This is a genomic window from Aeromonas sp. L_1B5_3, from assembly GCF_963866575.1.
GTDB classification, from domain to species: Bacteria; Pseudomonadota; Gammaproteobacteria; order Enterobacterales; family Aeromonadaceae; genus Aeromonas; species Aeromonas jandaei.
Genome location: NZ_CAWMDN010000138.1, coordinates 65,213 through 79,233, shown reverse-complemented (window position 1 = coordinate 79,233; position 14,021 = coordinate 65,213). Strand labels below are relative to the sequence as shown.

Annotated in this window: 13 protein-coding genes; 8 read left to right on the top strand and 5 right to left on the bottom strand. The window is 58.4% G+C overall.

Features of this window, described 5'->3' with window-relative positions; translation table 11 throughout:
• The first annotated feature begins 73 nt into the window (after positions 1–73).
• From murC to mutT, 8 genes are all read left to right on the top strand, one after another.
• Complete coding sequence (gene murC / locus AACR93_RS18270) at positions 74–1,528, top strand: UDP-N-acetylmuramate--L-alanine ligase (protein WP_043851604.1); 1,455 nt, start codon at positions 74–76, stop codon at positions 1,526–1,528.
• A gap of 98 nt (positions 1,529–1,626) precedes the next feature.
• Positions 1,627–2,379, top strand: a complete 753-nt coding sequence (locus AACR93_RS18265; RefSeq protein ID WP_043851603.1) for a cell division protein FtsQ/DivIB — start codon at positions 1,627–1,629, stop codon at positions 2,377–2,379.
• Positions 2,360–3,619: a cell division protein FtsA gene (ftsA, locus tag AACR93_RS18260; RefSeq protein WP_005336148.1), complete on the top strand. Its 1,260-nt coding sequence runs from the start codon at positions 2,360–2,362 to the stop codon at positions 3,617–3,619. Before AACR93_RS18265 ends, ftsA begins: the two co-directional genes overlap by 20 nt.
• Positions 3,620–3,658: 39 nt before the next feature.
• The gene (gene ftsZ / locus AACR93_RS18255; RefSeq protein WP_005336147.1) at positions 3,659–4,810 is read left to right on the top strand and encodes a cell division protein FtsZ; all 1,152 of its coding nucleotides are present in this window, start codon (positions 3,659–3,661) and stop codon (positions 4,808–4,810) included.
• Positions 4,811–4,909: 99 nt separating this feature from the next.
• Complete coding sequence (gene lpxC, locus AACR93_RS18250) at positions 4,910–5,833, top strand: UDP-3-O-acyl-N-acetylglucosamine deacetylase (protein ID WP_005336146.1); 924 nt, start codon at positions 4,910–4,912, stop codon at positions 5,831–5,833.
• Positions 5,834–5,973: 140 nt separating this feature from the next.
• Positions 5,974–6,879, top strand: a complete 906-nt coding sequence (locus AACR93_RS18245) for a M23 family metallopeptidase (protein ID WP_043851602.1) — start codon at positions 5,974–5,976, stop codon at positions 6,877–6,879.
• A gap of 60 nt (positions 6,880–6,939) precedes the next feature.
• Entirely contained in the window at positions 6,940–9,660 is a 2,721-nt protein-coding gene (gene secA, locus AACR93_RS18240) for a preprotein translocase subunit SecA (protein ID WP_043851601.1), read from the top strand.
• Positions 9,661–9,734: 74 nt separating this feature from the next.
• Complete coding sequence (gene mutT / locus AACR93_RS18235; protein WP_041210679.1) at positions 9,735–10,139, top strand: 8-oxo-dGTP diphosphatase MutT; 405 nt, start codon at positions 9,735–9,737, stop codon at positions 10,137–10,139.
• Between the two features lie 72 nt (positions 10,140–10,211).
• Here mutT and yacG read toward each other — a convergent pair whose 3' ends face one another.
• The 5 genes from yacG to AACR93_RS18210 form a co-directional block, all read right to left on the bottom strand.
• Positions 10,212–10,406 (bottom strand): DNA gyrase inhibitor YacG, encoded by a 195-nt coding sequence (gene yacG, locus AACR93_RS18230; protein ID WP_005336142.1) that lies wholly within the window; start codon positions 10,404–10,406, stop codon positions 10,212–10,214.
• A 9-nt stretch (positions 10,407–10,415) separates the two neighbouring features.
• Positions 10,416–11,138: a cell division protein ZapD gene (gene zapD, locus AACR93_RS18225; protein WP_041210678.1), complete on the bottom strand. Its 723-nt coding sequence runs from the start codon at positions 11,136–11,138 to the stop codon at positions 10,416–10,418.
• 44 nt (positions 11,139–11,182) lie between these two features.
• Positions 11,183–11,791, bottom strand: a complete 609-nt coding sequence (gene coaE / locus AACR93_RS18220; protein ID WP_043851600.1) for a dephospho-CoA kinase — start codon at positions 11,789–11,791, stop codon at positions 11,183–11,185.
• Between the two features lie 17 nt (positions 11,792–11,808).
• Complete coding sequence (locus tag AACR93_RS18215) at positions 11,809–12,681, bottom strand: prepilin peptidase (RefSeq protein ID WP_043851599.1); 873 nt, start codon at positions 12,679–12,681, stop codon at positions 11,809–11,811.
• Between the two features lie 61 nt (positions 12,682–12,742).
• Positions 12,743–13,984 (bottom strand): type II secretion system F family protein, encoded by a 1,242-nt coding sequence (locus tag AACR93_RS18210; RefSeq protein WP_043851598.1) that lies wholly within the window; start codon positions 13,982–13,984, stop codon positions 12,743–12,745.
• Between the last annotated feature and the right edge of the window lie 37 nt (positions 13,985–14,021).

Sequence of the window (14,021 nt, the reverse complement as noted above, 5' to 3'; positions counted from 1 at the left end):
CCCTTTGTAGATTGATGCTGTGAGATGAGGCCGTTTGAGAGCAAACGGCTTGCGGCAGACTAAAGAGACGATTATGACCAAGGTTGAACTGGCAAAACTGCGTACTGTGATCCCCGAAATGCGCCGCGTGCGTCGCATCCATTTTATCGGCATCGGTGGTGCCGGTATGGGCGGGATCGCCGAAGTGCTTGCCAACGAAGGGTATCAGGTAACGGGTTCTGATCTGGCTCGCAATGCGGTGACCGAGCGGCTTGAAGCTCTGGGCGCCCATATCTTTACCGGCCACAGCGCCGAGCACGTCAACGGCGCCAGCGTGGTCGTGGTCTCCACTGCCATCAAGCAGGACAACCCGGAGCTGCTGGCTGCCCGCGAACTGCGGATCCCGGTAGTACGCCGTGCCGAGATGCTGGCCGAGCTGATGCGTTTCCGGCACGGTATCGCCATCGCCGGTACTCACGGCAAGACAACCACTACCAGTCTGGTGGCGAGCATCTATGCCGAAGCCGACCGCGATCCGACTTTCGTTATCGGTGGTCTGCTCAACAGCGCTGGCACCAATGCCCGTCTGGGCAGCAGCCGTTATCTGATCGCCGAGGCGGATGAGAGCGACGCCTCCTTCCTGCATCTGCAGCCGATGGTCTCTATCGTGACCAACATCGAAGCAGATCACATGGACACCTACGGCGGTGATTTCTCCAAGCTGAAGGCCACCTTTATCGAGTTTCTGCACAACCTGCCTTTCTACGGTCTGGCGGTAGTCTGCATCGATGATCCGGTGATTCGTGGCATGTTGCCCGAGATTGCCCGCCCGACCCTGACTTACGGTCTCTCTGACGATGCGGATGTGCAGGTGCTGGAATTTGTCCAGACCACCAACCACAGCTGCTTCCGGGTGCGCCGCAAAGATGCGGGTGAGCTGCAGGTAACCCTCAACTTGCCGGGGATCCACAACGCCTTGAACGCTGCCGCGGCGATTGCTGTCGCGACGGAAGACGGAGTCAGCGACGATGCCATTATCCGTGCGCTGGCCAAGTTTGAAGGGGTTGGCCGTCGCTTCCAGCAGTATGGTGAGTTCGAAACCGGTCGCGGCAAGGCGATGCTGGTGGACGATTATGGCCACCATCCGAGCGAAGTGAAGGTGACCATCAATGCCGCTCGGGCCGGCTGGCCGGAGAAGCGTCTGGTCATGGTGTTCCAGCCGCATCGCTACACCCGTACTCGCGACCTCTACGAAGACTTTGCGGACGTGCTCTCCAAGGTGGACGTACTGGTAATGCTGGAGGTTTATGCTGCCGGCGAGGATCCGATCCCGGGGGCAGACGGTCGTGCGCTGTGCCGCTCCATCCGTTCGCGCGGCAATCTGGAACCCATCTTTGTGGCCACGCCAGATGACGTGCCGGCCGTGCTGGCCGACCTGGTTGGCGAAGGGGATCTGGTGCTGACTCAGGGGGCGGGGAACGTCGGAGCGCTGGCCCGTCGTCTCGGCGAGATGAAATTGAGCATAGATAGCATGAAATCTGGTGCCTGAGGGCCCAATGAGTATTTTGACCGCCAAGCCGGGGCCTATATAATGGCGAACCGGTCTGTCAAAAGGCCGGTTTAGCGCGTTACACGGGGATCGAGCGGGTGGAGGCAAGGGCACAGGGGCGCACCAAGGGCGGCTTCATCGCAGGCGTGATGTTTTTCCTGCTGGTTATATGGGGCTGCTACCGGACTGCGCTGGATGTTAAAGGTTGGCTGACGGATGCCAACCGGTTGCCCATGAGCGAGCTGTTGCTGCAGGGGCAACACCAGTATCTGGAAACCGAAGAGCTGCGACTGGCCGTGCTGGATGGCGCCGAGTCACGCAACTTCTTCGAGTTGGATGTTAACGAATTGCAGGCACGGCTTAATGCCTTGCCATGGGTAGCCTCGGTATCGGTACGCAAGAAGTGGCCGAACAAGATCAAGGTCTACCTGACAGAACAGGACGTGGCGGCGCGCTGGAACGGCAACCGCTTCGTCAACACCAAAGGCAAGGTGTTCAGTGCACCGGATCGGGTCAAGATACCGCTGTTGCAGCTGTCGGGACCGGATGACCAGGCCGCCATGGTGTTGAAAGAGAGTCGGCAGTATGAAGCGCAACTGGCTGCCAAAGGATACAAGTTGCTGGGGGTGAATCTGACCCCCCGCCATGCCTGGGAACTGACCCTAGATGGCAATATCAAGCTGTTTCTGGGGCGCAACGACATAGCGCTCCGGTTGCAGCGGTTTATCGATGCCTTCCCGGCTATCGAACCTCGAGCGCAGGTTGCGTACGTGGATCTTCGATACGATACCGGAGTGGCAGTTGGCTGGAAGAAGAGCGAAGAGAAAGTGCATGACCAACACCGCAGATAGGAATTTGATTGTCGGACTGGATATCGGCACAACCAAAGTGGCGGTTCTGGTCGGTGAAGTATTGCCGGACGGTGAACTGAACGTCATCGGTATGGGCAGTCACGCTTCCCGCGGGATGGAGAAGGGCGGTGTCAACGACCTCGACTCCGTGGTCAAGTCACTGCGCCGTGCGGTGGAAGAGGCCGAGATGATGGCGGATTGCCAGATCAGCTCGGTTTACCTCGGCTTGTCCGGCAAGCATATCGACTGCCGCAACGAGACCGGCATGGTGCCCATCTCCGATGAAGAGGTGACTCAGGAAGACGTGGACAACGTTATCCACACCGCCAAGTCGGTTCGCCTTTCGGATGAACTGCGGGTGCTGCACGTGCTGCCTCAGGAGTTTGCCATCGACTATCAGGAAGGGATCAAGAATCCGGTTGGTCTCTCCGGTGTACGGATGGCGGCCAAGGTGCATCTCATCACCTGCCATAACGACATGGCTCGCAACATCGAGAAGTGTGTCGAAAAAGTGGGTCTGCGAGTCGATCAGCTGATCTTCTCCGCGCTGGCATCCAGCTACGCGGTGCTGACTGAAGATGAGAAAGAGCTGGGTGTCTGCGTGGTGGACATCGGAGGTGGCACCATGGACATGTCGCTGTTTACCGGCGGTGCCCTGCGCCACACCAAGGTGATCCCGTACGCTGGCAGCACTGTGACCAGCGACATCGCCTACGCCTTCGGCACGCCGCCGCTCGATGCAGAAGCGATCAAGGTACGCTACGGCTGTGCCCTCGGTCGTCTGGTCAGCAAGGAAGACAATATTGAAGTGCCGAGTGTCGGCGGTCGTCCGGCGCGCAGCCTGCAACGGCAGACACTGGCAGAAGTAATCGAGCCCCGCTACACCGAGTTGCTCTCCATGGTGAATGATGAGCTGGTGCGGGTACAAAGCGAATTGAAAGCGCAGGGGGTCAAGCATCAGCTGGCTGCCGGTGTGGTCTTGACCGGCGGCGCTGCCCAGATCGAAGGCATTGTGGAGTGTGCAGAGCAGATCTTCCAGAGCCAGGTTCGGGTAGGGGAGCCCATGAATATTCGTGGCTTGAGTGATTATGTGCAGGCGCCGGTGTACTCGACTGCGGTCGGGTTGCTGCAGTACGGCCGTACACATCAGGCAACAGGTAGCAACAAAGAATATGCCGCCAAGGCAAGCGTCGGTGGTCTGGTCAAACGGGTCAGCAACTGGCTGCGTGGCGAGTTTTAAGAATTTTGCTGAGTCAGGCAAATAAAGCGGAGAGACAACATGTTTGAATTTATGGATAGCCACACTGACGAAGCCGTCATTAAAGTGATCGGTGTAGGTGGCGGCGGCGGCAACGCTGTCGAACACATGGTTCGTCAAAACATCGAAGGTGTCGAGTTCATCACCGTCAACACCGACGCCCAGGCACTGCGTAACTCCAGTGCCAACACCACTCTGCAGATCGGCGGTGGCATCACCAAAGGTCTGGGTGCTGGCGCCAACCCGGAAGTGGGTCGTGATGCGGCCATGGAAGATCGCGAAGCGCTGCGTGAGCTGCTGACCGGCTCCGACATGGTGTTCATTGCTGCCGGTATGGGCGGTGGTACCGGTACCGGTGCTGCGCCGATCGTGGCCGAAGTGGCTCGCGAAATGGGCATCCTGACCGTTGCTGTGGTCACCAAGCCGTTCTCCTTCGAAGGGAAGAAGCGGATGGGCTTTGCTGCGCACGGTATCGAAGAGCTTTCCAAGAACGTCGACTCCCTGATCACCATCCCCAACGACAAGTTGCTGAAGGTGCTGGGTCGTGGCATCTCCCTGCTGGACGCCTTCAAGGCTGCCAACGATGTGCTGCTTGGCGCGGTACAGGGCATTGCCGAGCTGATCACCCGTCCGGGCCTGATCAACGTCGACTTCGCTGACGTGCGTACCGTTATGCGCGAAATGGGTACCGCCATGATGGGTACCGGTTCCGCTTCCGGTGATGACCGTGCCGAAGAAGCGGCCGAGAAGGCCATCTCCAGCCCGCTGCTGGAAGACGTGGATCTGGCCGGTGCCCGCGGCATCCTGGTCAACATCACTGCCGGTATGGACATGACCATCGAAGAGTTCGAAACCGTCGGTAACGCGGTCAAGGCTTTCGCTTCCGAGAACGCCACTGTAGTAGTGGGTACCGTAATCGATCCGGAAATGCACGACGAACTGCGCGTGACAGTGGTTGCCACCGGTATCGGTGCCGAGCGCAAGCCGGACATCACTCTGGTCAAGAGCAGCCAGGTGCAAGAGCGCCCGGTACGTCAGCCGCTGGTTAGCGACATGATGCAGGGCCGCGTGATGGACGAAGCTCCGGCCAAGGTGGTTAACGCCGAGCCGCAAGCCCGTCGTGAACCGGATTATCTGGATATTCCGGCGTTCCTGCGCAAGCAGGCAGACTAAGTCTCTTATGAGGCGTGTTTGTCTGTTGCTTAAGGAATGTGCTAAGATGGCCTGCCAACGATCATCTGGTCCGGATTTTAAGCTGTTTAGGGTACACCCATGATTAGACAAAGAACCTTGAAAACGAGTGTTCAGGCGACTGGCGTCGGCCTGCATTCGGGCCGGAAAGTCACCATGACATTCCGTCCGGCTCCTGTGAATACAGGGATCGTTTACTTGCGTACCGACCTGAATCCTGTGGTGGAGCTGCCAGCCAATGCCGATCAGGTGCGTGATACCGTGCTCTGTACCGCTCTGGTCAACGAAGCCGGCGTGCGTGTCTCTACCATTGAGCACCTCTCCGCCGCGTTGGCCGGGATGGGGATCGACAACCTCTACGTCGAGGTTGACGCGCCCGAGATCCCGGTGATGGACGGCAGTGCGCATCCCTTTATCTACCTGCTGCAGGAAGTCGGGATCCGTGAGCAAAATGCTGCCAAGCAGTTTGTGCGGATCAAGAAGAGCATCCGTGTTGAAGATGGCGACAAGTGGGCGGAATTCCACCCTTATCGCAACGGCTTCAAGATGGATCTCGAGATCGATTTCCAGCATCCGGTTTTTGAAGGGCGCAACCAGCGTTGTGTACTGGATTTCTCTGGTGCCTCCTTCGTGAAAGAGATCAGCCGTGCCCGTACTTTCGGGTTCATGCGTGATATCGAGTACCTGCGTTCCCAGAATCTGGCGCTGGGCGGAAGCCTGGAAAACGCCGTGGTACTGGATGACTACCGGGTACTGAACGAAGATGGTCTGCGTTACGAGGACGAGTTCGTCAAGCACAAGATGCTGGACGCAATCGGTGACCTCTATATGTGCAACCGCAGCATTATCGGTGAGTTCCGCGCTTACAAGACAGGGCATGCCCTGAACAACAAACTGCTGCGTGCCCTGCTGGCCGAGCAGGAGGCATGGGAACTGGTGACCTTCGAGGGTGAGGGCGACAAAGCGCCTATCGCTTACTACGATAACGGTCTGGTTCTGGCCTGATAGCTGTGCAACGGAACGTCGGTCCCCTCTCCGCACCGACGTTCCGTCATTTGTTTACTCCATCCTTTAATACCGACTATCTCCCGGTTTTATTTCCCGTGCAGGCCCATGGCCGCACCTGACCGAGCAGACTGATTTCTATGAGCATTACCCTGATCCTCCACGGCAAGCAGCGACGCAGGTTGCACTTACCAAAACAACGTCTGGCATGGGTCGGCGGTATTGTTTTCTCCCTGTTGGCCCTTGGGGGCGGCTGGCTCTGGCAGAGCTGGCAGAAGAAGATGGATGCGCTTGAAGTGGCGCTGGCCATGGCAGAACAGCGTTCCGTAGACCAGAGCGGCGATGAAGCCCGCGAGCAGCTGGCGATGCTGGCAGCCCAGGTGGGCACCATGCAGGGCCAGCTTGGCCGCCTGAATGCCCTTGGCGAACGGCTGACCGAGCAGGCCGATCTCGATCCCGAAGAGTTCAATTTCAAAGAGCTGCCCCCGATGGGCGGCCCCTCTTACGATGAAGATCTGGAAGTGAGCCTCAACGAGCTGCAAGCCTCCATGAAACATCTCAGCCAACAGCTCAGCAGTCGTGAAGAGCAGCTGTCGGTACTTGAATCTTTCATCATGAATCACCATATCACCGATGCCGGTTTTATTTCCGGCACGCCGGTCAAGCAGGAGCGAGTCTGGGTCTCGTCCGGCTTTGGCGGACGGGTCGATCCGTTCAACGGGCGTGCCAAGATGCACAAAGGGGTGGATTACCGTGGCAAACCCGGGACCCCCATTCTGGCCACAGGGCCTGGCATTGTCAGCTGGGCCGGCCGTCATCCGGAATTTGGCAACATGGTGGAGATTAATCACGGCAATGGTCTGGTCACCCGCTATGCCCACAACTCCAAGTTGCTGGTCGAGGTGGGCACCCTGGTTGATCAGGGGCAGAAGATTGCCTTGATGGGACGCACCGGTCGCGCGACCGGGGTCCATTTGCATTACGAAGTGTTGAAAGATGGTCGTCAGGTAAACCCCGCACGCTTTCTCAGTGCCAGCCGGGGTTAGGTTTTTTTCTTCAGGTTCCAGTGACGGAACGCTTTATATAACCAGAAATAGTTGGTACCCATGATTAGCACACTGCTTACCAAGATTATCGGCAGCCGGAACGACAGAACGCTCAAGGCTTTGCGCAAAATTGTAAAACAGATCAATGCCATGGAGCCGCAGTTCGAGGCTCTCTCGGATGCCGAGCTGCAGGCCAAGACGGCCGAGTACCGTCAGCGTCTGGAGCAGGGCGAGACCCTGGAGCAGCTGCTGCCGGAAGCCTTCGCCACTGTGCGCGAAGCCTCCAAGCGGGTATTTGGCATGCGTCACTTCGACGTGCAGCTGATCGGCGGCATGGTGCTGAACTCCAACCGCATCGCGGAAATGAAGACCGGTGAGGGTAAGACCCTGACCGCGACCCTGCCGGCTTACCTGAATGCCCTGAGCGGCCGCGGCGTCCACGTCGTGACCGTGAACGACTATCTGGCCAAGCGTGACGCCGAGGCAAACCGCCCGCTGTTCTCCTTCCTCGGCATGACCGTGGCGTGCAACGTGCCGGGCATGGATGCATCCCAGAAGCGTGACGCCTATGCGGCCGATATCACCTACGGTACCAACAACGAATTCGGTTTCGACTACCTGCGCGACAACATGGCGTTCTCGCCCGAGCAGCGCGTCCAGCGTCCGCTCAACTACGCGCTGGTGGATGAGGTGGACTCGGTGCTCATCGACGAAGCCCGTACCCCGCTCATCATCTCCGGCCCGGCGGAAGACAGCTCCGAGCTCTATATTCGTGTCAACAAGCTGATCCCGCTGCTGGTCAAGCAGGACAAGGAAGATACCGAGGAGTACACCGGCGACGGTCACTACACGGTAGACGAGAAGAACCGTCAGGCGCTGCTGACCGAAAACGGCCAGATCTTCGTGGAAGAGCTTCTCAAGAAAGAGGGGCTGCTCGATGAGAACGACTCTCTGTTCTCCGCCACCAACATCAGCCTGCTGCACCACGTCAACGCCGGTCTGCGCGCCCATACCCTGTTTGAGCGCAACGTCGACTACATCGTGCAGAAGGACGAGATCGTCATCGTCGACGAGCATACCGGCCGTACCATGCCGGGCCGTCGCTGGTCTGATGGTCTGCATCAGGCGGTCGAGGCGAAGGAAGGGGTCAAGATCCAGAACGAGAACCAGACTCTGGCTTCCATCACCTTCCAGAACTACTTCCGTCTCTACAACAAGCTGGCGGGCATGACCGGTACTGCTGATACCGAAGCTTTTGAATTCCAGCAGATTTATGGCCTGGATACCGTGGTTATCCCGACCAACAAGCCGATGGTGCGCAAAGACATGGGCGATCTGGTCTACCTGACCGCCAACGAGAAGTATGCCGCCATCGTCAAGGACATCCGCGAGTGCGTGGAGCGTGGCCAGCCAGTACTGGTAGGTACCGTTTCCATCGAGAACTCCGAACTGCTCTCCGGCATTCTCAACAAGGAGAAGATCCCGCACCAGGTGCTGAACGCCAAGTTCCACGCCATGGAAGCGGAGATCGTCGCCCAGGCTGGCCAGACTGGCGCGGTCACCATCGCCACCAACATGGCGGGTCGTGGTACCGACATAGTGCTGGGCGGTAACTGGCAGGCGGAGATCGCCAAGCTGGAGAATCCGACCGAGGCACAGGTTGCCGAGCTCAAATCGGCATGGCAGGTGCGTCACGATGCGGTGCTGGCTGCCGGCGGCCTGCATATCATCGGTACCGAGCGTCACGAGTCCCGTCGTATCGACAACCAGCTGCGCGGCCGTTCCGGTCGTCAGGGTGACCCGGGCTCCTCCCGTTTCTATCTCTCCATGGAAGATACCCTGATGCGGATCTTCGCCTCCGATCGCGTGACCGGCATGATGAAGAAGCTGGGTATGGAAGAGGGCGAGGCCATCGAGCACCCGTGGGTCACCAAGGCGATTGAAAACGCCCAGCGCAAGGTGGAAGGTCGCAACTTCGACATCCGCAAGAGCCTGCTGGAGTTTGATGACGTTGCTAACGACCAGCGCAAGGTGGTTTACGAGCAGCGCAACGAGTTGCTGGATACCAACGACATCTCCGAGACCATTCACGTTATCCGCGATGACGTTTATGGCGCCATCATCGATGAGTACATTCCGCCCCAGTCTCTGGAGGAGATGTGGGATGTACCGGGTCTGGAAGCTCGCCTTAAGTCCGACTTCGCCCTCGACCTGCCGCTGCAGCAGTGGCTGGCGGAAGATGACAAGCTGTACGAAGAGAAGCTGCGCGAGCGCATTCTGGACGAAGCCACCAAGCTCTATGCACACAAGGAGGAGCTGGTTGGCAAAGAGGTGCTGCGCAACTTCGAGAAAGCGGTGATGCTGCAGACTCTGGATGGCCTCTGGAAAGAGCATCTGGCGGCCATGGATCACCTGCGTCAGGGCATCCATCTGCGCGGCTACGCCCAGAAGAACCCCAAGCAGGAGTACAAGCGCGAATCCTTCGATCTGTTTACCCAGATGCTGGAAACTCTCAAGCGCGACGTGGTCAGCATCCTGAGCCGGGTTCAGGTGCAGGAGCGCGATGTAGAGGCGATGGAAGAGCAGCAGCGCCAGCAGGCCGAGTCTGCCCCCCGTACCTACACCCACGCTGCTGCCGAGAACCAGCTGGCGGACGAAGAGGAAAGTGCTGCCGAGAGTCACACCACCTTCGTGCGCGACGAGCAGAAGATCGGCCGTAACGATCCCTGCCCGTGCGGCTCCGGCAAGAAGTACAAGCATTGCCACGGTCAGTTGACCTGATCGACCCGATGCCATAAAAGGCGGGCCCAGTGCCCGCCTTGTTATTGGTGGCAACAAGCGAACAGAGGTTATTGATGGAACAGAAAAAACGGATCTGGGTGGCCGTTGGCGTCATCGAGAACGAGCAAGGCGATATCTTCATTGCCAAGCGCTCTTCCGACCGCCATCAGGGCGATCGCTGGGAGTTTCCCGGCGGCAAGGTGGAGTCCGGTGAGGATCTGCTGACAGCGCTGGATCGGGAGCTGTGGGAGGAGATCGGGATCCGGGTGCAGGATTGTGCCCCCTTCATGGAACTGCATCACGACTACCCGGAGAAGCAGGTACTGCTCGATATCTGGAAAGTGACCCGTTTCAGCGGTGAACCCTTTGGCAAAGAGGGTCAGGAGTGTTTATGGGTGCCGGTCGCCGAACTGCACAACTACCACTTCCCTGATGCCAACGGCCCGATTGTGGCGCGTCTGCAGGCGGCTCAAGCGTAACCTGCCGTTATCTAGCTATGTAAAAAGGGCCGTATGGCCCTTTTTACTTTGCAGAATCGAGCGACCTCTGGCTTATAGCCACTGATCACCCTCTTCCGGCTCTGGCAGCAGGTCAGGGTTGATCTCCCCGGGGATCCGCTTCTCCTCATCGGCCCACTCGCCGAGATCGATCAGCTGGCAGCGCTTGCTGCAGAAGGGGCGAAACGGGCTCTGCGGGCCCCATTCCACTTCGCTCTGGCAGGTCGGGCACTTTACCTTGGTGACCATAAGCACTCCCTAGCAGCAGGCGAGCTGGAATGGCACATCGCCAATCGGCTGTTCGCCGGTTGGCAGGAAGCGCAGCGCAAAGCGGTTCTTGTGGCCGCTCAGGGTGGGGTAGCAGCAGAGGTTGCCCGGCAGCTTGATGCGGATAAGCTCGGCGCTCTCGGCGGTATCCTGGAAGAAACCATTGGTCGCTACCTGCTCGCTGAAACTGCCTGATTCGCGCCACAGGCGCAGCAACAGGGTGATGGCATTCATCAGCAGGGTGATGTCGCTCAGCCACAGCTGCATCTGCTGATGGCGGGTAATGGCAGGCGTACCGAGCCAGTGGTGCAACTGCGGTACGTCGAAGGCACACAGGCCACCCGGGATGGAGAAGCGCTGACGGATGGAGCCGAGCAGGCGATCCTCTTTCAGGCGCGCGCCGGGGCGTGGGGAGTTGAGCAGGCTGCGGGAGAGCTGGCTGCTCTCGTGCTGCATCTGCTTGATCTGCTCCAGATCGACGTCGGGCAGGCTGGCCCAGTGGCTCAGGCGCTGGCCGAGACGCTCGAGATCCTTGATCAGGTCGGCACGCAGGTCACCACGCTCCAGCAGCTCCTGCAGATCGAACAACCCTTTGAAGAAGGCGATATGAGCCCAGGGCTGGTCGTTCTCCAGATTGTCGCGGATCTGGGAAAACAGGGATTCCAGACGAAGATAGGTCCGGCTTTTTTCATTGAGGGGGAAATCGTAAATCATGCCTAATCCTGGCCAGCCATAAATCCGGCCTAGTGTACTCACTGTTAACCGGCTTGTTGAGAGGCAAATGCCAGATATGTTTCGTGCAGCGTTAAAATCCGAGCTTTTATCGCCATTTCGCTGCCATTGAGGTTCTCGATGACATCATCCGCCGCTGCCAGGCGCTCCGACCGGCTCGCCTGTGCGGCGATGATGGCCTTGGCCTGCTCGGCGGTAACACCATCCCGGCGGCAGGTGCGCTCGATTTGGGTCGCCTCGTCCACATCGACTACCAGTACCCTATTGGCCAGGCCGGTGAGCTTGTTTTCCACCAGTAGCGGCACGACCAGCAGACAGTAGGGGGAGCGGGCTGCGGCACACTGGCGCTGCATCTCGCTGCGAATGAGCGGGTGGAGCAGGGCATTTAGCCATGCTTTGGTCGATGGGTCACTGAAAACCCGTTCGCGCAGGCGGCGGCGATCCAGTTGACCGTCGGGGGTTATGACATCAGGGCCAAAGTGGTCGGCGATGGCTGCGAGAGCCGGGCTGCCGGGCTCAACGACCTCGCGGGCAATCACATCGGCATCCACGACGTCGATACCCAGCTCGGCAAATTGGTTGGCAATTGTCGTCTTGCCGCTGCCGATGCCGCCGGTTATTGCAACTACATACATGAGTCAGAGCGCCTGTTTCAGAGGATGGTGGTGAGATACCAGCGGGTGATGGTATCGCCCCATAGCAGCGCAATCCAGCCCGCGATGGCGAGGTAGGGACCAAAGGGGATGGGGTTACCCTGATGGTGTTTGCGCAGGGCAATGAGCGAGATGCCGATGATGGCACCAACCAAAGATGAGAGCAGCAGTATGATCGGCAGTGCCTGCCAGCCGAGCCAGGCCCCCAGTGCCGCCAGCAACTTGAAGTCGCCATAGCCCATCCCTTCCTTGCCGGTCAGCAGTTTGAAAGCCCAGTAGAGGCTCCAGAGCACCAGATATCCAGCCATGGCACCGATCACAGCATCAGCAAGCGGTGCAAAACCACCGCTCAGGTTGAACAGCAAACCGCCCCATAGCAGCGGCAGGGTCAGCTGATCTGGCAGCAACATCTTGTCGAGATCGATAAAGGTGAGGGCCACCAATACCCAGGTCAGTAGCAGGGCGGCAAGGGTACCCCAACCCGGTGAAATCACCATGGCTACGGCCACCGAGAGGAGGGCTGTAAATAGTTCAACCAGCGGATAGCGGGCCGAAATAGGGGCTTGGCACTCACCACAGCGCCCCTTGAGCCAGAGCCAGCTCAACAGCGGGATATTTTCCAGTGCTGTGATGGCATGGCCGCAATGGGGGCATGCCGAGCGCGGCACCATCAGGTTGTAGCGCGGTTCGGTTGATTGCTCTTCATCGGGGGTGAAGTAGCCTCGATATTCAGCCTGCCATTCTCGTTCCAACATAATGGGCAACCGATGGATCACCACGTTGAGAAAGCTGCCGATCATCAGGGAGAAGATAAAAACCAGCGAGAAGTAGAGCCAGGGCAATCCGTGAGCCAGCTCGAGAAGAAGTGTCATAACCAACCGTCAGTCATCAAATGAGGGGGAGGGCATGGTTGTAGTGCCATGCCCTGATAAATCAGCCTACCACGTCGCCAAGCTTGAAGATGGGCAGGTACATAGCGATAACCATACCGCCGACCAGCACCCCGAGCACCACCATGATGAGGGGTTCCAGCAGGCTGGTGAGGCCATCGACCAGATCATCCACCTCCTGTTCGAAGATGGTGGCGACCTTGGAGAGCATATCATCGATGGCGCCGGACTCCTCGCCGATCATCACCATCTGGATCACCATGTCGGGGAAAAGATCCACGGTACGCATAGCAACGTTGATCTGCATGCCGGCTACCACCTCGTTGCGAATTGCCATCACTGCGGTGCGATAGACATAGTTACCTGAGGCTCCAGCAGCTGAAATAAGCGCATCTACCAGCGGGATACCGGCCGAGAAGGTGGTGGAAAGGGTGCGAGCAAAGCGGGCCATGGCGGCTTTGTGCAGGATCATCCCGACTACCGGAATAGTGAGCACAAACTTGTCGGTATTATCTTTTACCTTCTGGGAGGCTCGCCAGGCACGGACATAGAGAAAGATGGCCAGCGCGATTCCACCGAAGAAAACGTACCACCAGTTCTGCATAAAGCGGGAGATGCCGATAACAAACTGCGTAAATGCAGGCAGCTCGGCACCGAAGCTTTTGAAGATATCTTCGAATTGCGGGATGACGAAGAGCAACAGGATGGAGGTAACGACAATCGCAACCAGGATAACCATGGTTGGGTAGAACATCGCCTTTTTTATCTTCGACTTGAGCGCTTCCGATTTTTCCCGATAGGTGGCGATGCGGTCATAGATGGTTTCCAGCGCGCCGGACTGTTCGCCCGCTTCCACCAGATCGCAATAAAGATCGTCAAAGTAGAGAGGATGACGGCGCAGCGCTTCCGACATGGGGGTGCCGGTTTCCACATCAGCGGCAATCTGCCCCATCAGTTCGCGCATGGATGCCTTTTCGTGACTGCGGGCGATGATTTGCAGGCTTTGTACCAGAGGAACGCCGGCGGAGAGCATGGTAGTGATCTGGCGCGATACGATGGCAATATCCATCGGTTTGATCTTGGCACCGCCCTTGGAGAAGAGCCCCTGACTCTTCTTGGCAACCTTGGTGACATTGACGCCCTGCTTGCGCAGCTCTGCCTTCACTGTGGCTATGTTCTCTGCTTGAAGCTCGCCAGAGACTTTTTGTCCTTTGCGGTTTACCCCTTGCCAGCGAAAGGCGAAGACTTTTTTCGGAGCATTGGTTTTCTTGGTCAGCGTTGCCATCGATGCATCCTGCAAATGGACTGGAGGGAAGAGGATA

Excerpts from the sequence above, each read along its gene's own strand:
- AACR93_RS18210 (WP_043851598.1), bottom strand. The coding sequence starts at position 13,984 with ATGGCAACGCTGACCAAGAAAACCAATGCTCCGAAAAAAGTCTTCGCC.
- ftsZ (WP_005336147.1), top strand. The coding sequence starts at position 3,659 with ATGTTTGAATTTATGGATAGCCACACTGACGAAGCCGTCATTAAAGTG.
- AACR93_RS18215 (WP_043851599.1), bottom strand. The coding sequence starts at position 12,681 with ATGACACTTCTTCTCGAGCTGGCTCACGGATTGCCCTGGCTCTACTTC.
- coaE (WP_043851600.1), bottom strand. The coding sequence starts at position 11,791 with ATGTATGTAGTTGCAATAACCGGCGGCATCGGCAGCGGCAAGACGACA.
- zapD (WP_041210678.1), bottom strand. The coding sequence starts at position 11,138 with ATGATTTACGATTTCCCCCTCAATGAAAAAAGCCGGACCTATCTTCGT.
- murC (WP_043851604.1), top strand. The coding sequence starts at position 74 with ATGACCAAGGTTGAACTGGCAAAACTGCGTACTGTGATCCCCGAAATG.
- ftsA (WP_005336148.1), top strand. The coding sequence starts at position 2,360 with ATGACCAACACCGCAGATAGGAATTTGATTGTCGGACTGGATATCGGC.
- lpxC (WP_005336146.1), top strand. The coding sequence starts at position 4,910 with ATGATTAGACAAAGAACCTTGAAAACGAGTGTTCAGGCGACTGGCGTC.
- yacG (WP_005336142.1), bottom strand. The coding sequence starts at position 10,406 with ATGGTCACCAAGGTAAAGTGCCCGACCTGCCAGAGCGAAGTGGAATGG.
- AACR93_RS18245 (WP_043851602.1), top strand. The coding sequence starts at position 5,974 with ATGAGCATTACCCTGATCCTCCACGGCAAGCAGCGACGCAGGTTGCAC.
- secA (WP_043851601.1), top strand. The coding sequence starts at position 6,940 with ATGATTAGCACACTGCTTACCAAGATTATCGGCAGCCGGAACGACAGA.
- mutT (WP_041210679.1), top strand. The coding sequence starts at position 9,735 with ATGGAACAGAAAAAACGGATCTGGGTGGCCGTTGGCGTCATCGAGAAC.